This window comes from Pseudomonas sp. A014 (assembly GCF_052378495.1).
GTDB lineage: Bacteria > Pseudomonadota > Gammaproteobacteria > Pseudomonadales > Pseudomonadaceae > Aquipseudomonas > Aquipseudomonas machongensis.
Genome location: NZ_CP199001.1, coordinates 2,411,335 through 2,434,550 on the forward strand (window position 1 = coordinate 2,411,335; position 23,216 = coordinate 2,434,550).

The window sequence follows — 23,216 nt, forward strand, 5'->3', positions numbered from 1 at the left end:
TCAACTTGCTCCGTGGCCAGTGAAAACCTTGAACGGGGTCTTGAGCAGGATTTTCAGATCCAGCAGCAGGCTCTGTTCGTTGATGTAGCTGAGGTCAAGCTCTACGCGTTGGTCGAAATCGATGTTGCTGCGTCCGGAGATCTGCCAGAGGCCGGTCATGCCGGGGTAGATCGACAACCGTGCCAGGTGGTTATCCTTGTAGCGGTAGGCGTTGAACGAGGTAGGGCGCGGGCCGACCAGGCGCATGTCGCCGGTGACCACGTTGATCAGGTTGGGCAGCTCGTCCAGGCTGCTGCGCCGCAGCCAACTGCCCACCGAGGTGATGCGCGGGTCCTTGTCGATCTTGAAATCGATGGAGTCGGCGCCGTGCTTGTTCAGGTGGCGTACCGAGTCTTTCAGCGCCTCGGCGTTGGCGACCATGGTGCGGAACTTGAACATGCCGAACAGGCGGCCGCGGTAGCCGGTGCGTTTCTGCACGAAGAACACCGGGCCTGGGCTGGACTTCTTGATCATCACCGCCAATGCCAGGAATACCGGCGACAGCAACAGCAGCAGGTTCAGCGCCGCCAGGCATGACAGCACGCGGTTGGTCCGCGACAGCGTCCAAGGGCGCCCGCCGACCCGCCCGGTCATCCAGCCACGGCCTTGCATGTGGATGGCGGCATCGATGCGCTGGCGGTGCGCCGGATCCATGCGTTTATCCTGGTACAGCGCCTGCAGCTGGGCGCTTTTCGGTTGTCCTGTCATATCACCCTCCGTTGTTTCGGCTGCTCGCCTGCAGGTTCGCCATCTGTGGCACCGTGCGAGTAGTAGTGCTTGAACCAGGCGACGAATCGCCCGAGCCCTTCATCAAGGGAAATCGTTGGGGTAAAGCCGGTGACCCGGGCCAGGGCGCTGGCATCGGCACAGGTGGCCAGCACATCGCCCGGTTGCAGCGGCAGCAACTCGATCACCGCATCGCGCCCCAGGTGTTTTTCCAGCAGGGCCAGGTAGTCGAGCAGTTCCACCGGGCGTTGGCCGCCGATGTTGAACAGGCGCCAGGGCGCTGCGCTGCTGGCCGCGTCGGGGCTGAAGGCATCCCACTGCGCATCGGCGCGGGGCGGGTAGGGCAGCAGCCGCGCCAGGCTTTCGACGATGTCGTCGATGTAGGTGAAGTCGCGCTGGTGCCGACCATGGTTGAACAGCTGGATCGGCCGGCCTTCGCTGATGGCACGGGCGAACTGCATCGGCGACATGTCCGGGCGGCCCCAGGGGCCATAGACGGTAAAGAAGCGCAGGCCGCTGCAAGGGATGCCGAACAGATGGCTGTAGCTGTGCGCCATGGCCTCGTTGGCTTTCTTGGTGGCGGCGTACAGCGACAGCGGATGATCGACTGCATCCTGCACCCGGTACGGGGTGCGCTGGTTGGCGCCATACACCGAGCTGGACGAGGCGTACAGCAGGTGCTGCACCGGGTGGCGCCGGCAGCCTTCGAGAATGTTCAGGAAGCCCGCCAGGTTGCTGTCCAGGTAAGCCTGGGGATTCTGCAGCGAGTAGCGCACACCGGCTTGCGCAGCCAGGTGCACCACCACCTCGGGGCGCTCCTCGGCGAACAGCCGGGCCATTGCGTCGCGGTCGGCAAGGTCCAGGCAGTGCAGGGGGAAGTCACCGACGTTCTGACGCACCCAGTGCACGCGAGCATGTTTGAGCGACGGATCGTAATAGTCGTTGAAGTTGTCCAGGCCCAGCACCTCATGACCGTCGCGCAGCAGGCGCAGGCAGGTGTGGGCACCGATGAAACCGGCCGCGCCGGTGACCAGCACTTTCATGGCGCGCCGACCTGCGGGGCGCTCTGGTCGGGCGCGACCTGGCGCAGGCCGATGCCGCTGTAGTGCAGGCCGTGGGCGGCGACCTGCTCGGGGTTGTACAGGTTGCGGCCGTCGATGATCACCCGTGCGCGCAGCTTGCTGGCCAGCAGCGAGAAATCCACCACGCGAAAGTTCTTCCATTCGGTGCAGATCACCAGGGCATCGGCGTCCTGCAAGGTGTCGTCACGGGTGGCGCACAGTTGCAGGTCGTCGCGGTAGCCGTACAGGCGTCGGCATTCGTCCATCGCTTCGGGATCATAGGCTCGCACCGTGGCGCCTTCGTCCCACAGCGCTTCCATCAGGTAGCGGCTCGGTGCTTCGCGCATGTCGTCGGTATTGGGCTTGAAGGCCAGGCCCCACAGGGCGATGGACTTGCCGCGCAGCCCGCCCAGGCGCTGCTTGAGCTTGGCGAACAGGATGCGCCGCTGCTGGTCGTTGACTTCGTTGACGCTCTGCAACAGGCGCAGGGGCATGCCGCTGTGCTCGGCGGTGTGCAGCAGCGCCTTGATGTCCTTGGGGAAGCACGAACCACCGAAACCGCAGCCGGGGTAGATGAAGTGGTAGCCGATGCGTGGGTCCGACCCGATGCCGCGGCGCACCGCTTCGATGTCGGCCCCCAGGTGTTCGCTGAGGTTGGCCAGTTCGTTCATGAAACTGATGCGCGTGGCGAGCATGGCGTTGGCGGCGTACTTGGTCAGCTCGGCACTGCGGTTGTCCATGAACATCAGCTTTTCGTGGTTGCGGCAGAAGGGCGCGTAAAGCTCGGCAAGCTGGTCATGGGCGACCTCGTCATGGGTGCCGACGATGATCCGGTCGGGGCGCATGCAGTCGGCCAGGGCGCTGCCTTCCTTGAGAAATTCGGGGTTGGACACCACACGCACCTGCAAATGGCCCTTGCCCAGGCGCTGCAGTTCATCGCGGGCCAGGGTCACGACCTGGTCGGCGGTGCCGACCGGTACCGTGGATTTGACGATCAGGGTGCGGTCGGCCTCCATCAGCTCGGCAATCTGCCGGGTGACGTTGAGCACATGGCTCAGGTCGGCCGAGCCGTCCTCGTCAGGTGGGGTGCCGACGGCGATGAAGATCAGCTCGGCATGGCTGACCGCGTCGCTGGCCTGGGTGCTGAACAGCAGGCGACCTTCCTTGATGTTGTCTTCCAGCAGGCCCGACAGGCCCGGCTCGCTGATCGGTGGGACGCCCTGACGCAGTTGGTTGATCTTGTGGGCATCCACGTCCACGCACAGGACCCGGTGGCCGACGTCGGCAAGTGCCGCCGCTTGTACCAGTCCTACGTAGCCAGTGCCAAAAACGCTCACGTCCATGTCGGCGTGCCTCGTATGGATGAGTAAGGGGTATGAAACAGTGGTGTGATTTCTGTATAGCTCAGCTCGCGGGAAATGCGTCAAACCAATGGCATGTTTCGTCGCATTTACAGACGCTAAACAAAACGGCCATTGGCCACCAACCCTTTGCCAATCCGGGGTTTAGCGTTGAAAGCTACTGGCATTTGGCCGTTCGATGAACCGATGAACGGTTGAAGGCCACGAATAATGCGGGGTCGTGACGATAGAGCGTCTCAACCGCGATACGTTTTTTGCGCCAGAATATGGCGTTGAGGTACCGTCGGAAAATTGACTTTTCCGGCTTGTGATTTGTTTCAAGACTGCTACGGTTTGAATGAAAACCCATGACCGGAGTGGTCGAATCATGCGCGGATGGATCAAGCTGGCCCTGTTGTTCCTCTACCTGGCGAGCTTTCATGGCTATTACCGGGAGCGGATAGAAGCGTTGGGTGTTGGCCTGCCTTTGCTGCTTTACCTGGGCGTGGCGGGGGTGCTGGTGGTGGGGTTGCTGCTGGCGGCGTGGATTCGCCCAGGCTGGCTGCGCTGGGTGCTGGCGTTGGCTTTTGCGGTGAGTGCGCTGTTCTTCGATGCTTATATGCGAATCACCGATTCCTACCTCACCTACAGTGCGTTCGTGTCCATGGTGTATGCCGGTGGCTTCATCCAGGAAGCGCTACAGCAGTACCACTATGCGATCACCTTGGCGGCGTTCAACGCGCTGCTGGTGCTGTTGGGTGTGGGCTTGCGCCCGGGCGCTGTGCTGCGTCTGCCGCGCCTGGTGCCCGTTGTCGCGCCATTTCTGGCGCTGGCATTGCTGATCGGCGTGCTGTTCATCCGCGCTGGCGAGGGTGCCCGCGGCCTTCCGGTGATGTACACACCCTTGGCTTATGTGAGCCTGTTCGGCTACGAGGCGCTGCATGACCGTGTCGGCCCACGCGAGCCGGTGAGCCTGGCGCAGTCCGGCAAGCCGATGGCGCGCGATATCGTGCTGATCATCGACGAGAGCATTTCGGGCAACTACCTGGACCTCAACACCCCTGCCGGCGTGGCGACTCACCTGCTGCAGCCGCACCCAGGGGTGAGTATCGTCAACTACGGCTACGCGGCCTCGGTGGCCAACTGCAGCGCCGACACCAACGTCACCTTGCGCTACGGCGGTACCCGCAGCGATTACCTGCGCATCAATTCGACCCAGCCGTCGATCTGGCAATACGCCAAGCGAGCAGGGCTGGGCACGGTGTACATCGATGCCCAGCGCACCGGCGGCAATCTGCAGAACCTGATGGACGAAACCGAGAAGCAAAACATCGACCGCTTCGTCCAGTTCGACGACACCCCCGTGGTGCAGCGCGACATGGCGGCGCTGGAGCAACTGGTCAGCCTGCTCAAGGATGGCCAGCCGCAACTGATCGTGATCAACAAGGTTGGCGCGCATTTCCCGGTGCACGACAAGTACCCCGACGCCTTCCTGACCTACCAGCCAGCATTGCCGCGTGGGCATTTCACCGATGTGGCCGACACCGGCACCCGCGACGGCTTCGATGGCCGCCCCGAAGACTGGGTGCTGTATCGCAACGCGTACCGCAATACGCTGGGCTGGAACGTGGGCGAGTTCTTTCGCCGCCTGTTCGCCGAGGCCGACCTGAGCCAGGCGGTGCTGATCTACACCTCCGACCATGGCCAGGACCTGCATGAGCGCGGCAATCCGGGCCTTAACACCCACTGCGACAGCGACCCGGTGATGGAGGAGGGGCTGGTACCGCTGGTGGTGATCCAGGGCACGGGCGTCAAGGCCCTGGACTGGCAGGCTCACCTGGCACAGAACCGCAACGCCTCCAGCCACTACAACATCTATCCGACGCTGCTCAAGCTGCTGGGCTATGACGCCGCAGCCGTGACCCGTATCTACGGCCAGGCGCTGGATGTGCCGACCGACGACCCGTTCACCTTCAACGTGCGCTTCAACGCACGGCTGGGCGCCAAGCCGGACTTTCGTCACATCGACCTCAGCCAGGTGGTGACCCCTGACCAGGCCAAGGGTGTCGCGGTGACTGTAGCGCCCTGAGCGCACATGCCGTTGCGGCAGGCGCGGGGCAAGCCCGCGCCTCCAGGCGTCACTTGGCCCGTGCGGCGTTCAGTGCCCCGGCGCGCGACACGCGCAGGGCCACCAGGCTGCCCAGCACGATCACTCCGGCCAACGAGTACAGCGCAGCGTCGGTCGAGCCGGTCTGGTCCTTGATGAAACCAACCAGGTACGGGCTCAGGAAGCCAGCCATCTGGCCCACCGAGTTGATGATCGCCAGGCCCGCGACGGCCGCACTGGCGCTGAGCAGCGCGGTCGGCATCGGCCAGAACATCGGCAGGCCGGTCAGGGCGCCCATGGTGGCGATGGACAGGCCCAGGATGGCCACGGTTGGGTTGCTGGCGAAGTTGACCGCGATCAGCAGGCCGATGGCGCCCATCAGCATCGGCACTACCAAGTGCCAGCGGCGTTCGTTGCGCAGGTCTGCCGAGCGACCGACGATGATCATGAACACACCGGCCAGCAGGTAGGGGATCGCACTCAGCCAGCCGATCAGCAGCGGGCTGTCGAAGCCCAGGTTCTTGATGATCGATGGCAGCCAGAAGTTGATCGCATAGACGCCGCTCTGGATGCAGAAATAGACGAAGCCGAAGGTCCAGATCAGCGGGTTGGTCAGCACGGCCCACACGCTGTCGCCGGTGGTGCTCGGCTTGCTCGCGGCATCGGCGGCGAGGTCCCTGGCGATCAGTTGGCGCTCGCTGTCCGACAACCAGGCGGCCTTCTGGTAGCCATCGCTGAGCAGGAACACCGCGAGGATGCCCAGCACCACGGTCGGCAAGCCCTGGATCAGGAACATCCACTGCCAGCCCGCCAGACCGTGCTGGCCGGCGGCGAAGTGGTCGAGAATCCAGCCGGAGAACGGCCCGCCGAGCAGGCCCGAGACCGGTATCGCCGACATGAACAGGGCCATGATGCGGCCGCGGCGGTCAGCCGGGAACCAGCGCGAGAGGTACAGGACCACGCCGGGGAAGAAGCCGGCTTCGGCGGCGCCGGTGAACAGGCGCAGCACGTAGAACTCCATCGGCGTGGTGACGAACAGCAGGCAGGTCGAGAGCGTGCCCCAGGCGATCATCATCACCGCGATCCAGCGCCGTGGGCCGAAGCGGTTGAGCGCCAGGTTGCTGGGCAGGCCGCAGAGCACGTAGCCGATGAAGAAGATCCCGGCGCCCAGGCCGTAGATGGTCTCGCTGAACTTCAGCGCGTCGAGCATCTGCAACTTGGCGAAGCCGACGTTGACGCGGTCCAGGTAGTTGAACAGGTAGCAGATGAAAATGAAGGGGATCAACCGCAGGGTGATGCGCCGGTACAGCGCATTGCGGCTGGGGTCTTGGCCTTGGTCAGGGGCAGGGCTGTGTGCCATGATGAAATTCTCTGTTGTTATGGTTGTCACGCGGCGCCTGTTCCGGCGCTCGCCTGAAACGAGTCTCGGCGAGCAGGGCGCCGCTGTCTTTGTGCTTTTGCACAGCGTAGGGCACGCACGGCTGTGCTGCGGAACAAAGTCTGCCACTGCAAGGAACCCACATGTTCGAGCTTGACCACGACCTGGCCCAGGATATCGTCGACCGGGCGATGGCGATCCTGCCGTGCAACGTCAACGTCATGGACAGCCAGGGCCTGATCCTGGGCAGCGGCGAGCCAGAGCGCATCAATACCCGCCATGAGGGGGCGCAACTGGTCCTGGCCAATGGGCGCATCGTCGAACTCGACAGCGAGGCGGCCAAATGTCTCAAAGGCGTGCAGCCAGGGGTGAACCTGCCGTTGATGCTCGACGACCGATTGATCGGCGTGCTCGGCCTGACCGGCGATCCGCAGCAACTGCGCACCTACGGCGAGTTGGTGCGCATGACCGCCGAGATGCTCCTGGCCCAGCGTCACCTGCAGATCGAGCAACAGTGGCGCCGGCAGCGCTGCGACGATCTGCTGGCGCTGCTGCTCGGTGGCAGTGGCGAGTCCCCCCGGCTGGTGGACGAAGCCCGGCAACTGGGGCTCAAGCCGCAACTGCCTAGGGTGCCTTGCCTGTTCGAACTGGAGGCTGGGCCACCGGGCGAAGCGCTGTCGGCCTGGCTGACCAGCCGCTACCCCGACAGCTGGTGCGTAAGCCCGGCGCGTCAATCGTTGCTCTGGTGCCGTCCGGCAAGCGTGGCACTGGATGAGGTGCGCCTGATCGAACGCTTGCAGCGCCATGGCTGGCAGGTCCAGCGCCTGGCCCTGGGCAGTGTGGCGCAGAGCCTGGAACAACTGCGACGAGGTTACCGTCGGGTCCGCGACCTGTTGGCGTATGGCCGCGAGGTAGTGCCCGGCGAGCGCGTGTTGAGTTTGTCGCGCTATCGCTTGCCGGCGTTGCTCTGGCGCCACCGCAACGATGATGCCCTGGACGAGTTGCTCGAACCGCTGCAACGCATCCGCGCCAAGGATGCCAGCGGCCAATTGCTCGCCACCTTGCGTGCCTGGTGCGCCCATGACGGACAAAGCCAGGCATGCGCCGATGCCTTGGGGATACATCGCAACAGCCTGCGTTATCGACTGGAGCGAATCGCTGAACTGGGCGAGGTGGATCCGCTGCGTCTGGAAGGGATGCTGAGCCTGTACCTGGGCTTGCAACTGCTACCCGCCGAGTGAGTCCGGGATCCGGGCAGTGGCATTTGCCCAAACAACCAGCCGGGTGTTTTGTGCATCCGACCGAGGCCGCTCTGGCACGCAGCTGTCAGCATGCGGGCTAACAGGACCAGGAGATTCCCCATGAAAGTCGTCATCGCCCCCGATTCGTTCAAGGACAGCCTCGATGCCGCCGGTGTCGCCCGGGCGATCAGCGCCGGGCTGGCCAAGGTCTGGCCCGAGGCGGAGCGAATCGAATGCCCGATGGCCGATGGCGGTGAGGGCACCATGGAGGCGATCGTCGCGGCCACCGAGGGCGAGCAGCGCCGCCAGGTGGTGCGCGGGCCGCTGGGGGCGTCAGTGGAGGCGAGCTGGGGCTGGTTGGCGCAAAGCCGCACCGCGGTGATCGAGATGGCCCAGGCCAGTGGCATCCAGTTGCTGCCCAGCGCACAGCGCGATGCCTGTCGCAGCAGTACCTGGGGCACCGGCGAGCTGATTGCCGCAGCCCTGGCGGCAGGTGCGCAGCGCATCGTGCTGGCCATCGGCGGCAGCGCCACCAACGACGCTGGCAGCGGCATGCTGCGGGCCTTGGGCCTGCGCTTGCTGGACCGCGAAGGCCAGGCACTGGCCGAGGGCGGCCTGGCCCTGGCGCAACTGGCACGCATCGACGCCAGCGACCTCGATCCGCGCCTGGCCGAGGTGCAGTTCGAGGTGGCGGCGGATGTCGACAACCCCTTGTGCGGGGTCAATGGTGCCTCGGCGATCTTCGGTCCGCAGAAGGGCGCAACGCCCGAGCAGGTATTGCAGCTGGACCAGGCACTGGGGCATTTCGCTGATCATTGCGCGCAGTTGCTGGGTGAAGACCTGCGTGAATCTCCCGGTTGCGGTGCGGCGGGCGGCATGGGCTTTGCGGCCAAGGCCTTCATGGGCGCGCGTTTTCGTCCTGGGGTCGAAGTGGTGGCGGAGCTCGCCGGGTTGGACGGGCTGGTGCAGGGCGCGGACCTGGTGATCACCGGCGAAGGCCGTTTCGATGCCCAGACCCTGCGCGGCAAGACCCCGATGGGCGTGGCCCGCGTGGCCAAGCGTCACGGTGTGCCGGTGGTGGTGATTGCCGGGACCTTGGGGGAGGGCTACGAGGCGTTGTATGCCCATGGCATCGATGCCGCGTTCGCCGTGACCAGCGGGCCGATGACACTCGAGCGCGCTTGTGCCGAGGCCGGGGCGCTGCTCGAGGGGCGGGCGGGGGATATCGCACGGTTGTGGCGGTTGGCGCGCGGGGTGTAGCAGCCATCTTTTTCAAGGGTTTTGTGTGGGGGCTGGCAGGTGCTCGCCGGGAGATTTTTAATGGCCATGAGATCGAGCGCCGCGCGGGCGGCGCTCGATCTCATGGCCATTAAAAATCTCCCGGCGAGCACCTTCCAGCCCCAACCCCCCTTCCAGCCAACCTCCTCTAGCCCCCATCCCCCCAATAGCGCACGACCGTTCATCGGATCAAAACGTTATTTTGTAACGGCTAATAGCACTTTGATAGCGGCGCTCGGTCTTTCCTGAGATGCTGCATCACATTCTCCTTTGAAAGTGACGGGCCCCCGGAAGTCGGGGCCTGACGGCCACCAGGGAAGCTGGCTTGCAGGATGCGTGCGTGCTCTACCACACAACTGTTTGCAAGGTGTCCCATGTTCGATCGCAAAATCAAAGCTCGGCTCGCGGCAAGCGAAGCCGAGGTCAAACGCCTGCGCGCGCTGCTCGACCCAATGGAACGAGGCAACCTGGCGCTGCGCCTGGACGCCGAGCGCCGGATCAGCGCCTGTAACGAAGCCTGTTCGGCTGCGCTGGGGCATCCGCATGGCGCCTTGATCGGCCAGGCCCTGGCTGATGTGGTGCCGGGGTACGTGACCGCTCTGCCGTGCTATCGGCGCTTCAACGAGGCGCTGTCACGGTTCGAGCCGATTCGTGACGATTACCGCTTCCTCACCCGCGAAGGCCGATTGATCTGGCTGCACCTGACCTGGTTACCGGTGCGCGGCGACGATGGCCGTCTGGATTACGTACAGGGCTACGGCAGCGAGGTCACGGCACAGATCGACAAGAGCCGTGAGAACGGTGCATTCGTCGATGCGCTCTTGCGTTCCACTGCGGTGATCCAGTTCGACCTGGCAGGCAATATCCTCACGGCCAACGAACAGTTCCTCGGCGCCATGGGCTATTCGCTCACGCAACTGGTCGGCCAGCACCATCGCCTGTTTTGCCCGAAGGAAGAGGCTGCAGCTCCCGCCTACCAGGAGTTCTGGAAGACCCTCAACAGCGGGCGCTATGTCGCCGGGCGCTTCCGCCGATTGGACAGCCGGGGGCAGGAAGTCTGGCTGGAGGCCAGCTACAACCCGGTCTACGACGCCGAGGGCAAGATCAGCCGGGTGATCAAGTTCGCCTCGGTGATCACCGACCAGGTGCGCAAGGAGGACGATATCCGCCGCGCTGCGCAAATGGCCCTGGAGGTGTCGCGCAACACCGACATCAGTGCCCGCGAGGGGGCGAGCGTGGTGCAGGAAGCGGTGCAGACCATGCAGGCGGTGGCCGATCAGATGCACAGCGCATCGACCACCATCGAGGCCCTGGGCAAGCAGTCGCTGGTCATCAGCTCGATCGTTCAGACCATCGGCAGCATCGCCTCGCAGACCAACTTGCTGGCGCTCAACGCTGCCATCGAAGCAGCCCGTGCGGGCGAGCAGGGGCGCGGGTTTGCCGTGGTCGCCGATGAGGTGCGCCAGCTTGCAGCGCGCACCAGCGCGGCGACCGAAGAGATCGTCGCGGTGGTGGCGCGTAACCAGCAATTGGCCGATCAAGCGGTGGTGGAGATCGAACACAGCCGGGAGCAGGCGGGGGTCGGGCTGACCCTGGCAGGCCAGGCGGGCAGCGCCATCACCGATATTCAGGAAGGCGCACGCCGCGTGGTGCAGGCGGTCGGGCAGGTGACCCAGGACCTGCGTTGAGCCGCAGATATCAGTCGGGCTGGCGCCAGATCAGCTCGCGAGTATCGTAGCCGCGCTGGCGGGCCACTTCGAGCAGCTGGTTGCGCGTGCGTTCGCTCACCGTAGGCGTGCGCGACAGCAGCCACAGGTACTCGCGGTTCGGATGGCCAACCACGGCCACGCGGTAGTCCGGATCGTGGTACAGCACCCAGTATTCGCCCTTGGCGGTGTCCGGCGCCAGTTTGCTGAACCAGTTGTCGAACCTCACCCACAGCTTGTCGGTCTGGCCGGGTTGCTGCAGCTGAGCGATGCCGGTCGCCTCCTGCCACTCGCCGTCTTCGTCTCGGCAGCGGTTGGTGACATCGACCTGGCCATCTTCGCGCAACTGGTAATTAGCCTCGGACTGCACGCAGTCACGCTGGAAGAACATCGGCAGGCGTGCCAGTTCGTACCATTTGCCCTGGTACTGCTCGAGATTGACCGGCATGGTCTTGGGTGGCGGCTTGTCCGCCGAGGAGCCGACACAACCGCCCAGCGCCAGGGCCAGGCAGGAAACCAGCAAGGTGGCGCGAATCGCCATGAAGCACCTCCGTCATCATTAGGATCATGTTTGTTCGATGGCCAGAGATCGCAAAAGTTGAATCCGAATACACGGTATGGACCTTCACGGCGTCACCATGAAATGCGTCAACCGCTCCCATTGGTAATGAACTTGGCCACTATAGGTGGGGTGCTGCTCGATGAATGCCTTGGTGTAGGGCAATTCCATGCCCAAGCGATTAGCGTAATGGTTGTAGCCGATGAACAGTGTGCCACGTGGCCAGCCGCTGACTTTTTTGCCGCAGATTTCGGAATAGTCACTTTTCTGCTCGTAGAGATCGAGACTGTATTTGGACAAAGTCTCCATGACCTTGGTCAAGCGCTGAGCATGTTCCTGATACAGGTCGATACCTTGAAGGCGTGCGGTTTCGGCAACGTTGATCAGGGCTGATACGCCATAACCACTATGGGGAAGATCGCGACAGAACTCTGTCGGCATCCCATCAATGTAGCGCGTCGGATTATGCCAGGCGGTATTTACGTCCTGTGGATCGCGTGACCACCAGGGGGTATCGTGTGGGCGCGTGCCGTCCGTGGAGATATACACGTAAGCCGTGAGCACTGACTTCCAACGGCTGATGGCCTCGAAAAAAAGTTTTTCATCCTTGTTGTACACCGCAATGTTGACGAGGGCCTCTATTGCACTGGCATGCCAGTTGGTGTTGCTTCTGTAGTTGTGTCCAGCGCCCGGCTGAAACATGGCATAGGCATAAGGCTGGTATTGCGTCTTGAACATGTGGCCGACAGCATACTTCTCATCCTGGGGCCACGGTGCATAGCTGTATTTGAGAATCTCCGCTGCTCGCGTGAATAACTGAGCGACCCATGAGGCTTGCAAGCGTGCATTGCTGTTCGTGTGCTCCCTCAACTGGCCGCTCCAGGCCATGAGGATTTTGCGCACATTTTCCGCGTGTTGGGTGTTTCCGTTGTAGCTCCATAGCAGAGCTTGCAGATAAGCGGCTTGCGCATCCTGGATTTCGTCGGTGCAGCCAATATCCGGCTGCGAATACGGACCACATTCGACGGTTGCGTGAGGGCGCGGCTCATAGTCGAGCGCGGCCAACGGGGACTTCATGGCGGCCTCATAGGACGCCTTCCAAGGCTCTTCGTTCAGGTGGGCCGCGACAAAGCGCAACTGCTGTTGAGAGACCAGTGCACCTGGATGCTTGAACACAAAATCAGCATTGGCTTCGAGCGTGACTAGCGCCAGCATCAGCACCACGATACATACTTTGTACATGGGCAAGCCCTCCTGGATTCTGCGTGCAGAATGAAAGAACGGTAAAACCTCGTCTACTGACAGAGTTGACAGGTATTTCTCATTAGAAACTACCGATCCAGCGCTGCGTCCATCATCTGTTCCAGGCCTGCATACTCGGCATGGCTGACCGCAACCAGGCCGCTGGCGTCCTGGGAGTGGGCGAAGGCGGCGAGGGCTTCGGGGTCGTCGAGCATGGCCTGGCGAATGCGCGCCTTGAGCGCCGGGCACAGGTTGGCGCGGAACACGTAGGGGTCGTAGTAGATCGGCGCCGAACGCCACAGCACCTGGAGCCCTGCGGGGTCGATGGCGTGGCTGGCAAGGTAGGCGTCGGCGCGCTCGCTGGCGACGAAGGCGGCATCGACGCGCCCTTCCAGCAGGGCCTGCAGCGCCTTGTCATGGGTGCCGGCGTACACTAGCGCACCGAAGTAGCGCTGCAAGGGCGTGGTCACCTGCGCTGCGAACTCGACGCTCGGTACCAGGCTGCCGGAGGTGCTGGCCGGGTCGCTCAGTGCCACGCGCTTGCCGCGCAGTGCCGTCAGGTCCGCAGGCCCTGGGCTGCGGGTGAGCAGTAATGCCTGGTAGTGGTTGCCGGCCGGGGTATAGGGCCCGGCGCTCAGGGTGAAGGTGGCGAAGGCCTCGACCTGCGGGTCGCGACGGTGCGCCAGTACATAGGAGGCCGGCCCCAGCCGGGCGATGTCGGCGCCGCCGGAGACGATGGCATCCACCACGCCCTCGTAGGAGGGCGCGACCACCAGCTCCACCGGCACGCCCGTGGCCTCGCTCAGGCGCTGCAACAGTGGCTGGTTCTCGCGCAGCATCGCCTCGGCGCCCTTGAGCGGGATCACCGCCAGGCGCAGGCTGCGGGGCGCACAGTCGGCCCGCGCGGCGACCGCTGGCAGCATCAGGGCCAGCAGTGTCAGTGCTTTCAATGCACGCATGATTTCTCCTCAAGGGCATTGAAGGGCGGGTAGTCGCGCAGTTGTGCCGGCGACAGCGGACGGCTGAAGTGATAGCCCTGGGCAATGTCGCAACCGGCGAGCTTCAGGCACACCAACTGCTCGCGGGTCTCCACGCCCTCGGCCACCACCTCCAGGCCCAGGCGCTTGGCCAGGATGATGGTCGAGGAGACGATCGGGCTGTCGTCATGGCTGTTGCACAGCGGCGCGATCAGGGCGCGGTCGATCTTCAGCTTCGACAGCGGCAGCGCCTGCAGGTGGGCGAAGCCCGCGTAGCCACGACCGAAGTCGTCGAGGCTGATGCCGATACCGGCCGCGCGCAGCCGGTGCAGGTGCTCAAGGGCTGTGCCTTCGGGGTCGAGCACGGTGGTTTCGGTGATCTCCAGCTCCAGGTGCCGTGCGTCGATGGCATGCTGCGCCAGGTTTTCCAGCAAGCGCTCGCTGAAGTCGGCCTGGCGCAGTTGCAGCGCCGAGACATTCACCGCCAGGCGCGTATCACGGCCCTGGGCCTGCCAACTCGCCAACGCCTCGCAGGCCAGACGCAGCACTTCCCAGCCCAGCTCGACGATGAAGCCGCTGCGCTCGGCCATGCCGATGAAACGGTCCGGGTAGAGCAGGCCGAACTCGGGGTGCTCCCAGCGCACCAGTGCCTCGTAGCCCAGTACCTGCAGGGTGTCGAGACGAATCTGCGGCTGGAAGTGAAGCACGAGCTGGTGCTCGGCCAGGGCGCTGCCGAAGGCCTGTTCGAGGGTGAAGGCCTGGATGTCGGGCAGGTTCAGCGAAGGGTCGAAGAAGCGGTACTGCGCACGCCCTGCCTGCTTGGCCGAGTACATCGCCGCGTCCGCACAGCGGATCAGGCTGTCGATTTCCTGGTCATCGCGCGGGGCGATGCTCACCCCGACACTGGGGCTGGTGTTGACTTCCTTGCCGTCCAGGGCGTAGGTCGCGGACAGCTTCACCACCAGCGCGCGGACCCAGGCGTCGATCTGTTCCTCGCTGCGGTTGCCGGCCAGCAGCACCACGAATTCATCGCCGCCGAAGCGCGAGGCTTCGTCTTCGGGTTCGAGCATGCGCTGGATGCGCCCGGCGACGGCTTGCAGCAACAGGTCGCCGATCTTGTGGCCGAGTGAGTCGTTGATCGACTTGAAACGGTCCATGTCGATGAACAGGATCGCCGTCAGGCGACGCCGGGCGCGCTGGCGCGCGAGGGCCTGGGCGGCGACTTCGACGAACTGGCGGCGGTTGTGCAGGCCGCTGAGGTGGTCGGTGGCGGCGGCGTGGCTGCTGCGTCGGTGTTCATCCTCCAGGCGCCCGATCAACTGCTGGTTGACCTGTTGCGTCTGCTCCAGCTCGCTGAAGGCTTCCTGACGCTTGCGCAGCAGGCGCAGGCTCCAGAACAGGCCGCCGAGGATCAGCAAGGTCATGCACAGGTTCAGCCAGAACTGGCGGTCGTAGGCGAGGGTGGTGGGCGCGAGAATCTCGTCATGACGCTGGCTGACCGCCACGCTGAAGCCGCGGTCGGCGACCCGGCGGTAGAGGCTCTGGTAGGTACTGGCGTAGGTGTACTGGGTGAACTGCCCCGCATCGCTGTTGCCGCTGGGCAGTTCCGGTTCCAGCGACTCGGCGGCCACCACCACGCCGCTACTGTCGATGCGTACGCGCTCCTGGCCGTCCGCCTGGAGCAGGCGCATCAGGCCGCTGTGACCCAGGTCGATGTGCTGGAAGAGTACCGCCAGGTAGCCGATGTCCAGTTGTACCACGAGAATGTTGTCGATCTCGCGGCCGCTCGGGTCGGTCAGCGGCAGCAGGAAGGGCAGGCGCCATTTTGGCAAGGCGTTGGGGGCGTTGTCGGGGGCGATCTGGGGCATGAAGGGCTTGAAACCATGGCGCGCGACGTGTTGCTTGAGCTGCTTGAGCCAGTCTTCCGGCAGTTGCTGGGCTTCGTCGATATGGCTAGCGGAGACCAGCCGCCCCTGCTGGTCGTACAGGCTCATGCGCTTGAACACGGGGTCTTCGGCCAACAGCCGCGCCAGGCTGAGGTTGCCCTGGCGCATGCTGAGCAGGTCATCCTGAGTGACACGCCCTACGGCCTGGGCCCGATCGACCAGTTGGCGCAGGCTTTCGCCGACGATGCTGGCCAGGTTCAGGTGCTCGGCGGCCTTGGCCGCCAGGGCATCATGACGGGCGGCGGCCTTTTGCGTGAAATGCAGCCCCCAGAGAAAGGCCAGGGTGACGGTGCACAGCATCAGCAGCAGCAGGGGCAACAAGCCTGCAGGCGAGGGGGAGCGGCGGTTCACGTTGTGTTGTTCCCGAGCCCTGTGGTGCAGCCAAAATAAGACAGCAAGATGACAGAGGAATGACTGGTGGCGAAATGCTTCTATTGGGCGCGGCCTGCTCCTTTGTGTGCAGGAGCAAGCGTCTTGTTCAAAATCTAGAGGCCAGTCCAACCCCTGTAGGAGCGGCCTTGTGCCGCGATCGGGCGCGAAGCGGCCGTAAAACCAGGCGCCGAGATCTATCAGGAAAACCTCGGTTGCCGAGTTTGCGGCCGCTTCGCGCCCGATCGCGGCACAAGGCCGCTCCTACACCGAGATCGGTGTGCTCTGCTACTGGTTGACCAACGCCTGCAACGCCGCCCGGGCTTCATCGCTGGCCAGGCACTGAATAAACAGTTCGCCCTCGCGCCGAACGGTCTCTTCCAGCTCCCGTCGCTGTCCATCCTTGAGCAGGCGTTTGCTGATGCGCAAGGCCTGCTGCGGCATGGCCTGCAAGCGTCGGGCAAGCGCTACCGCGGCCGCCAGGCACTGTTCGCCGTCGTCATGCAGCTCATTGGCCAGGCCCCAGGCCAGTGCCTGTTCGCCGCTGAGCAACTCGTTGGCCAGCAGCAGTCGCGCCGCCCGCTGATGTCCGAGCAGGCGTGGCAGCAGCAGGCTCGAGCCGAATTCCGGGCACACGCCCAAGGGCGCGAAGGGCATGCGCAGTTTCGCCGAGCGACTGACCAGCACCTGGTCGCAGTGCAGCAACAGGGTGCAGCCGATGCCGATGGCGGGGCCGTTGACGGCGGCGAGCAGCGGCTTGTCCAGTGCCAGCACGGTGCGCATCATGCGAAACACCGGGCTGTCCAGATCACGTGGGGGGGTGTCGAGAAAGTCGCGCAGGTCATTGCCGGCGCTGAAGCACGCCGTGCCGCCGGTCAGCAGTATCACCTCGACGGCCGGGTCTTCGCTGGCCGCCTGCAGATGGCGGTCCAGCTCGCTGTACATCGCGCTGCTGAGCGCGTTGAGCTTGTCGGGGCGGTTGAAGGTCAGGGTCAGTAAACCCTGGTCGAGGCTGCAGGTGATCAGGTCGGACATGGCTGGAATTCTTGTTATTGGCCGGAGCACAGGGTTTATCACGCGCTGTGCCTTGTTGTACAGTCGTTCAGTCCAACCCGCCGCGACGAGAATCCGCATGACCCAGGAAGCCCGCTACAACCGCATGGCGCCCGAAGAACGCAAGGCCATCCTGGTCCAGGCGACCCTGGCCTGTCTCAAGCGCGATGGCTTCCAGGGCGCGTCGATCCGCAAGATCTCCGCCGAGGCAGGGGTGTCGGTAGGGCTGATCAGTCACCATTATTCGGGTAAGGACGAACTGGTCGCCGAGGCCTACCGCGCTGTGACCGGGCGGGTCATGGGCCTGCTGCGCGAGGCCATGGCGCAGGCCGCACCCAATGCCCGCGAGCGCCTGTCGGCGTTCTTTCGCGGATCGTTCTGCGCCGAGTTGCTCGACCCGCAGTTGCTCGACGCCTGGCTGGCCTTCTGGGGCGCGGTGAAAACCGCCGAGGCGATCAATCAGGCGCACGACCACTCCTACTCCGAATACCGCAACGAACTGGCCGCACTGCTGGCGGCGCTGGCCGGCGAGGAGGGCTGGCAGGCCTTCGACGCGGACCTTGCCGCGATCAGCCTGAGCGCCTTGCTCGATGGCCTGTGGCTCGAATCGGGGCTCAATCCCAACACCTTCACCCCGGAACAGGGCGTGCAGATCTGCGAGGCCTGGGTCGATGGCCTGCAGGCCGGCGGGCGTCGGCGCTTCAGCCTGCCGGGAGGCTGTTGATCGGTCGTTCAGTACCGGGTAGGCTGCTGGCGCGGGTTTCAGAACAACATCAAATAAGAGACCACACGCAATGACACCTCGGGTACTGGTCGTCGACGACGATCCGCTCATTCGTGACCTGTTGCAGGCCTATCTCGCGCGAGAAGGCTACGACGTACGCTGCGCCGACACCGCCGAAGAGGCCGAGCGCTACCTGGCCAGCCAGCCGGTGGACCTGGTCATGCTCGACATCCGCCTGCCGGGCAAGGACGGCCTGACCCTGACCCGCGAGCTGCGCGTGCGCTCGGAGGTCGGCATCATCCTGATCACTGGCCGCAACGATGATATCGACCGCATTGTCGGCCTTGAATGCGGCGCCGACGACTATGTGATCAAGCCCCTCAACCCGCGTGAACTCGTGTCGCGGGCCAAGAACCTGATCCGCCGCGTGCGCCACGCCCAGACAACCCGCCCTGGCGCCATCGCCAGCCCTTGCCTCAAGCAGTTCGCCGACTGGGCGCTGGACAGCGACCGACGCCGGTTGATCGACCCGCAGGGCGGTGAAACCCTGCTGACCCATGGCGAGTTCCAGCTGCTTAGCGTGTTTTTGCGCAACAGTGGCCACACCCTCAGCCGCGACCAGTTGATGGACCAGATCCGCAACCGCGAGTGGGTGCCCAACGACCGTTCCATCGACGTGCTCGTTGGCCGTCTGCGGCGCAAGTTGCACGACGACCCGGCCGAGCCGCAACTGATCATCACCATCCACGGCACCGGCTACCTGTTCACCGCCAGCGTGGCGGCCTGAGGCCATGCGCGGCCTGGGCCTCGCCTGGCTGTTGCTGCTGAGCGTGCAGGCGCTGGCCGCAGCGCCGGTGCGTTACTGCGACTACCCGGTGTACCCGCCGGTGTCGTGGAGCGATGGCAAGCAGGTGCGCGGCCTGGCGCCGACCGTGGTGCGCGAGTTGTTCGCTCGGCTCGGGCTGGAGGTCGAGATCGTGGTGCTGGGCAACTGGAAGCGCTGCCTGCTGGATGCAGCCGAAGGGCGGGTGGATGTGGTGCTGGCCTACAGCAGCGACCAACGTGATCAAGGCATGCGCTTCTCCCGAGTGCCGGTACTGCGCGAGGAGGTCGCGGTATTCGTCAACCGCAAGCGACCGGTACGTTTCGAACAGCTCGACGATCTTGCCAGCTATCGCGGCGGGCTGCTGTTCGGCGAAAGCTACGGCCCGGCCTTCGACCGTTTCGTTGCCCGCCACCAGAACATCGAATGGGTGTCGTCCAGCCAGCAGAATTTCGGCAAGTTGATTCGCGGGCGCATCGACTTCGTGATCCAGGAGCGGCGCACTGGCGAGTTGTTCGTCGAGCACCTGCCCGGCGCAGGCGATATCCAGGCGCTGCCCGTGGCGCTGAGTGTCGACTATCTGCGAGTCGCCGTTTCACGCCATAGCCCCTTGAGCCAGCGCATGGATGAGATCGACGCGCAGTTGCAGCAGATGAGCGAGCGCGGCGAAATCGACAACTGGCTGCATCAGAGCGAAGTGACCTACCGCGACATGATCGGGCAATCGGCAGGTGCGCGATGATTCGTCTACGCGCCGACGGCCTGCTGCGCCGCCTGCTGCTGTTCATCCTGCTGTTCAGCCTGTGCTTCACCGTGCTGGCCAGCGCGGTGCAGCTGTATTTCGAGTACCGCCGCGAAATGCGCGATATCGACGCGCGCATGGAACTGATCCGCGCCGGTTACCTGGCGAGCCTGGAGCGCAGCCTGTGGGACCTTGACCAGGAGCAGCTCAACGTTCAGTTGCGCGGGCTGGTGGACTTCTCCGATGTGGCTCGGGTGCGGCTGGACAGCAGCGACTTTCAGTTGCTGCAAGGCCAGGCCGAACCTGCCGGGCCACTGCGCGTCGAGCGGTTCGCCCTGGATTTCCAGCCGCCCTCCGGGCCGCCGAGGCACTTGGGGGAACTCGAGGTGAGCATCGACTTGGGCGCGGTGCACCAGCGCCTGTTCGCCACCGGGCTGACCAGCCTGCTATGGATGAGCGTGTTTCTCTGCGGGCTGGCGGTGGCGCTGTCCGGGCTGTTCTACCGCCTGGTCACCCGCCACTTGCAGGTGATGGCCGAGTTTGCCCGGCGCGTGGCGGCAGGCCAGTGGCAGGAGCCGCTACGCCTGGACAAGCGGCGTTCGCCACGCGCCGATGAGATCGACACCGTGGCCCACGCCCTGGACGACATGCGCCAGGCGATCCTCAGCGATATCGAGCGCCGCGAGCAGGATCGCCTGGCCCTGCAGGACAAGCGTGACGAACTGCAGGCCATGGTCGAGCGGCGCACCGAAAGCCTGGCCCGGGCCAAGGACGAAGCCGAGGCGGCGAACCTGGCCAAGTCGCGCTTCCTGGCGACCATGAGCCACGAGTTGCGCACTCCACTCAACGGCATTCTCGGCATGGCCGAACTGCTGCGCAGCAGCAGCTTTGACACGTTGGGCCGCAAGCGTCTGGAGGCGCTGTACAAGGCCGGCGAAGGGCTGTCGAGCATCCTCAACGAGGTGCTGTTCTTCGCCCGTCTGGAAGAGGGTGAAAGCCACCCGGAGCCCGTGAATTTTGCCCTGCGCCAGCTGTGCAACGAGGTGCTGACCCTGCTCGAGCCGCGCGCCACCGCCAATGGCACCGAGCTGGACTGCCATATCGATGCCCGGCTGGCGCCCCATCAGTTCGGCGCCGAGCAGTACCTGCGCCAGGTGCTGAGCAACCTGCTGGCCAATGCGATCAAGTTCACCGAAGGCGGCCGGGTCAGCCTCGAGGTGCGCGTGCTGCAGGGGCAGTGGTTGCGGGTGCAGGTCAGCGATGACGGCATCGGCATCGCCCCGGCAATGCAGGCGCGGATCTTCGAGCGTTTCACCCAGGCCAGTGAAACCGTGGCTCGGCGTTACGGCGGCACGGGCTTGGGGCTTGCAATCTGCAAGCACCTGATCGAACGCCTGGGCGGTCGGATCGACGTGGACAGCCGCGAAGGGCAGGGCAGTTGCTTCTGGTTCGAGGTGGAGCTGCCCGCGGGCCACGACGTTGCCGCCGAGTCCGCCAGCCAGGGGCTTTCGCCTGCCCTCGAGGTCCTGGTGGTCGAGGATGTGGCGCTCAACCGCGAGGTGGCGGGCGGCTTGCTCGAGCGTGACGGGCACCGGGTCAGCTTCGCCGAGGATGCGACGCAGGCGCTGGCGGTCTGCGCGCAACGACGCTTCGACCTGCTGCTGCTGGATGTGCACCTGCCAGGTATGAGCGGTGTCGAGCTGTGCCGGCAACTGCGCGCTGGTAAAGGGCCGAATCGCCAGACGCGAATCCTGGCCCTGACGGCGGGCGTGCAACCGGCCGTGGTACGCGGCTACCTGGAAGCCGGGATGCAGGGGGTGCTGGCCAAGCCGTTGCGCCTGGATCGACTGCGCCGTGCACTGGCCCAGGCCGAGCCACTGGTGCTCGAGCCCGATGCACACGCCGCCCTGGATCTGGCCCTGCTGCAGACCCATCGCCAGTTGCTCGGCGAGCAGAAGGTGCAGGGCCTGCTGGCAACCCTGCGCCAGGGCCTCGAGGCGCAGCGCGAGGCTTTGCTCGATGCCTTGTACCTGGGTGACTGTACCCAGGCCGCAGACTTGGCCCATCGCCTGGCGGGCAGCAGCGATTCGTTGGGGCTGAGCGAGTTGGCGACGGCGTTGAGGCAGGTCGAGCAAGCAGCAGTGGCTCTGGACAGCCAGGCGCTGCAGGCGCTGGCAGACAGCACGCGAAGCGCCCTGGATGCCGCGTTCATCCTGCTGGAACAGTTGATCCAGAGCGCTCGTACATAATTCTTACGACTTTTTACATCTTCGATCCCAAGCTTCAACGTCCGCTTACATCGCTTTCCAATAATCCCTGACAACCGTGTGGTTCGCGGTCCGTCAGGCTTATTGGAGATAACAATAATGAAAGGTCCCAAAGCTCAGCCCAACGCCATTGTGGAGGTGCGTCATGTCTGAGCCCTCCGAACGCAAAGGCATCCACCTCACTCGCGCGCTCAAGAGCCGGCACATCTTCATGCTGTCGCTGGGCGGCGTCATCGGCACCGGCCTGTTCATGGGCTCGGGGGTGACCATCAACCAGGGTGGCCCGATGGGGGCGATCCTGGCCTACCTGGTGGCAGGCTTCCTGATGTACCTGGTGATGGTCTGCCTGGGTGAGCTCTCGGTGCAGATGCCGGTATCGGGCTCGTTCCAGGCCCACGCGACAAAATACATCGGCCCGGCCACGGGCTTCATGATTGGCTGGGTGTACTGGATGAGCTGGGCCACCACCGTGGGCCTGGAGTTCACCGCCGCCGGCATGCTGATGACCCGCTGGTTCCCCGAGGTGCCGATCTGGTACTGGTCGGCGCTGTTCGTTGCCGTGCTGTTCGGCCTCAACGCGCTGGCGACCCGCGCCTTCGGCGAGGCCGAGTACTGGTTCTCGGGGATCAAGGTCGCGGCGATCCTGGGCTTCATCATCGTCGGTATCCTGGTCATCTTCGGCGCCATCCCGCTGACCAGCGGCGCACCGGCACCGATGCTCGACAACCTGATCGGCGATTCGCTGTTCCCCAACGGGCTGCCTGCGGTGTTCGCAGTGATGATGACCGTGGTCTACGCCTTCCAGGGCTGCGAGATCATGGGTGTGGCCGCCGGCGAGACAGACCAGCCGGAAAAGAGCATTCCGCGGGCGGTGCGCAACGTGGTGTTCCGCGTACTGATCTTCTATGTGCTGGCCATCGCGGTGCTGTCGGCCATCGTGCCGTGGCAGCAGGCCGGGCTGATGGAGAGCCCGTTCGTGCAGGTGTTCGACATGGTCGGTATCCCGTACGCGGCCGACCTGATGAACTTCGTCATCCTTACCGCCATTCTCTCGGTGGGCAACTCGGGGTTGTACGCCTCCACGCGCATCCTCTGGGCCATGTCCAAGAGCGGCATGGCCCCGAAAAGCCTGTCGCCCCTGAGCTCGCGCGGCGTGCCGCTGCGGGCGCTGAGCATCACCCTGTGCTTTGCCCTGGTGTCGCTGATGACCAGCTTCATTGCCGCCGACACCTTGTTCATGGTGCTGATGGCGGTGAGCGGAATGTCCGGGACCGTGACCTGGATCGTCATCGCCCTGGCGCAGTACCGCTTCCGCCGTGCGTTCCTGCGCGAGGGCGGCAAGCTCGAGGACATCAAGTACCGCGCGCCGTTGTACCCGCTGATCCCGCTGCTGTGCATCACCCTGTGCAGCTCGCTGTTCGTGTTCCTGGCGCTGGATGAAACACAGAGGCCGTCGCTGTACTGGGGCTTTGGCTTCATTGCCTTGTGCTACCTGGCGTACTTCGTGATGAACCGCAAGCGCTCGCAGACCTTCGTGCCGACGGCGCCTGGGGTTTGAATCTTCGCTGAAACCACTGGCCCTATCGCGCGGCCCGCTCCTACAGATGCGATCTCTGTAGGAGCGGGCTTGTCCCGCGA

17 protein-coding genes and 2 pseudogenes are annotated in these 23,216 nt (G+C 64.5%); 10 read left to right on the forward strand and 9 right to left on the reverse strand.

Annotated features, from left to right (window positions below):
- From ACTYOL_RS10965 to ACTYOL_RS10975, 3 genes are read right to left on the reverse strand one after another with little or no spacing between them, the layout of a single operon-like run.
- A complete protein-coding gene (locus ACTYOL_RS10965) occupies window positions 1-747 on the reverse strand; it encodes a sugar transferase (RefSeq protein WP_054893959.1) in 747 nt (248 codons plus the stop codon).
- Window positions 744-1,808 (reverse strand): NAD-dependent epimerase, encoded by a 1,065-nt coding sequence (locus ACTYOL_RS10970; RefSeq protein ID WP_112898025.1) that lies wholly within the window; start codon window positions 1,806-1,808, stop codon window positions 744-746. The genes ACTYOL_RS10965 and ACTYOL_RS10970 overlap by 4 nt, the downstream gene beginning before the upstream one ends.
- On the reverse strand, window positions 1,805-3,169 hold the full coding sequence (locus ACTYOL_RS10975; protein ID WP_063544520.1) for a UDP-glucose dehydrogenase family protein: 1,365 nt from the start codon (window positions 3,167-3,169) through the stop codon (window positions 1,805-1,807). The genes ACTYOL_RS10970 and ACTYOL_RS10975 overlap by 4 nt, the downstream gene beginning before the upstream one ends.
- Window positions 3,170-3,554: 385 nt before the next feature.
- Between ACTYOL_RS10975 and ACTYOL_RS10980 the strand changes: the two genes are divergently transcribed.
- A complete protein-coding gene (locus ACTYOL_RS10980; RefSeq protein ID WP_444757914.1) occupies window positions 3,555-5,255 on the forward strand; it encodes a sulfatase-like hydrolase/transferase in 1,701 nt (566 codons plus the stop codon).
- Window positions 5,256-5,304: 49 nt separating this feature from the next.
- Here the strand turns inward: ACTYOL_RS10980 and ACTYOL_RS10985 are convergent, their stop codons facing one another.
- On the reverse strand, window positions 5,305-6,633 hold the full coding sequence (locus ACTYOL_RS10985) for an MFS transporter (RefSeq protein ID WP_444757915.1): 1,329 nt from the start codon (window positions 6,631-6,633) through the stop codon (window positions 5,305-5,307).
- A gap of 161 nt (window positions 6,634-6,794) precedes the next feature.
- Between ACTYOL_RS10985 and ACTYOL_RS10990 the strand changes: the two genes are divergently transcribed.
- From ACTYOL_RS10990 to ACTYOL_RS11005, 4 genes and pseudogenes are all read left to right on the forward strand, one after another.
- Window positions 6,795-7,892 (forward strand): sugar diacid recognition domain-containing protein, encoded by a 1,098-nt coding sequence (locus ACTYOL_RS10990; protein ID WP_054893964.1) that lies wholly within the window; start codon window positions 6,795-6,797, stop codon window positions 7,890-7,892.
- A gap of 120 nt (window positions 7,893-8,012) precedes the next feature.
- Entirely contained in the window at window positions 8,013-9,152 is a 1,140-nt protein-coding gene (locus ACTYOL_RS10995; protein WP_444757916.1) for a glycerate kinase, read from the forward strand.
- Between the two features lie 470 nt (window positions 9,153-9,622).
- A pseudogene (locus tag ACTYOL_RS11000) lies at window positions 9,623-10,315 on the forward strand (PAS domain-containing protein); the annotation flags it as partial.
- A 108-nt stretch (window positions 10,316-10,423) separates the two neighbouring features.
- Window positions 10,424-10,858: pseudogene (locus tag ACTYOL_RS11005) on the forward strand (methyl-accepting chemotaxis protein); the annotation flags it as partial.
- Window positions 10,859-10,868: 10 nt separating this feature from the next.
- On the opposite strand, the gene ACTYOL_RS11010 reads toward ACTYOL_RS11005, so the two are convergent.
- The 5 genes from ACTYOL_RS11010 to ACTYOL_RS11030 form a co-directional block, all read right to left on the reverse strand.
- Complete coding sequence (locus ACTYOL_RS11010; RefSeq protein WP_054894128.1) at window positions 10,869-11,417, reverse strand: lipocalin family protein; 549 nt, start codon at window positions 11,415-11,417, stop codon at window positions 10,869-10,871.
- Window positions 11,418-11,501: 84 nt separating this feature from the next.
- Window positions 11,502-12,677, reverse strand: a complete 1,176-nt coding sequence (locus ACTYOL_RS11015; protein ID WP_444757917.1) for an alginate lyase family protein — start codon at window positions 12,675-12,677, stop codon at window positions 11,502-11,504.
- A gap of 89 nt (window positions 12,678-12,766) precedes the next feature.
- Entirely contained in the window at window positions 12,767-13,636 is an 870-nt protein-coding gene (locus tag ACTYOL_RS11020) for a phosphate/phosphite/phosphonate ABC transporter substrate-binding protein (RefSeq protein ID WP_444757918.1), read from the reverse strand.
- Window positions 13,624-15,951, reverse strand: coding sequence for a bifunctional diguanylate cyclase/phosphodiesterase (locus ACTYOL_RS11025; protein ID WP_444757919.1), 2,328 nt, complete (start codon window positions 15,949-15,951; stop codon window positions 13,624-13,626). Before ACTYOL_RS11025 ends, ACTYOL_RS11020 begins: the two co-directional genes overlap by 13 nt.
- A 306-nt stretch (window positions 15,952-16,257) precedes the next feature.
- Window positions 16,258-17,004, reverse strand: coding sequence for an enoyl-CoA hydratase (locus ACTYOL_RS11030; RefSeq protein WP_444757920.1), 747 nt, complete (start codon window positions 17,002-17,004; stop codon window positions 16,258-16,260).
- 97 nt (window positions 17,005-17,101) lie between these two features.
- Here ACTYOL_RS11030 and ACTYOL_RS11035 point away from each other — a divergent pair, with 97 nt between their 5' ends.
- The 5 genes from ACTYOL_RS11035 to ACTYOL_RS11055 all read left to right on the forward strand — a co-directional run bounded on the left by ACTYOL_RS11035 (window position 17,102) and on the right by ACTYOL_RS11055 (window position 23,136).
- Window positions 17,102-17,746: a TetR family transcriptional regulator C-terminal domain-containing protein gene (locus tag ACTYOL_RS11035; protein WP_063544536.1), complete on the forward strand. Its 645-nt coding sequence runs from the start codon at window positions 17,102-17,104 to the stop codon at window positions 17,744-17,746.
- 70 nt (window positions 17,747-17,816) lie between these two features.
- Entirely contained in the window at window positions 17,817-18,533 is a 717-nt protein-coding gene (locus ACTYOL_RS11040) for a response regulator (protein ID WP_054894133.1), read from the forward strand.
- A gap of 4 nt (window positions 18,534-18,537) precedes the next feature.
- Entirely contained in the window at window positions 18,538-19,311 is a 774-nt protein-coding gene (locus tag ACTYOL_RS11045) for a substrate-binding periplasmic protein (protein ID WP_153774930.1), read from the forward strand.
- Window positions 19,308-21,560, forward strand: coding sequence for an ATP-binding protein (locus ACTYOL_RS11050; RefSeq protein ID WP_444757921.1), 2,253 nt, complete (start codon window positions 19,308-19,310; stop codon window positions 21,558-21,560). Before ACTYOL_RS11045 ends, ACTYOL_RS11050 begins: the two co-directional genes overlap by 4 nt.
- A 163-nt stretch (window positions 21,561-21,723) precedes the next feature.
- Window positions 21,724-23,136, forward strand: a complete 1,413-nt coding sequence (locus tag ACTYOL_RS11055) for an amino acid permease (RefSeq protein ID WP_200602624.1) — start codon at window positions 21,724-21,726, stop codon at window positions 23,134-23,136.
- Window positions 23,137-23,216: the final 80 nt, after the last annotated feature.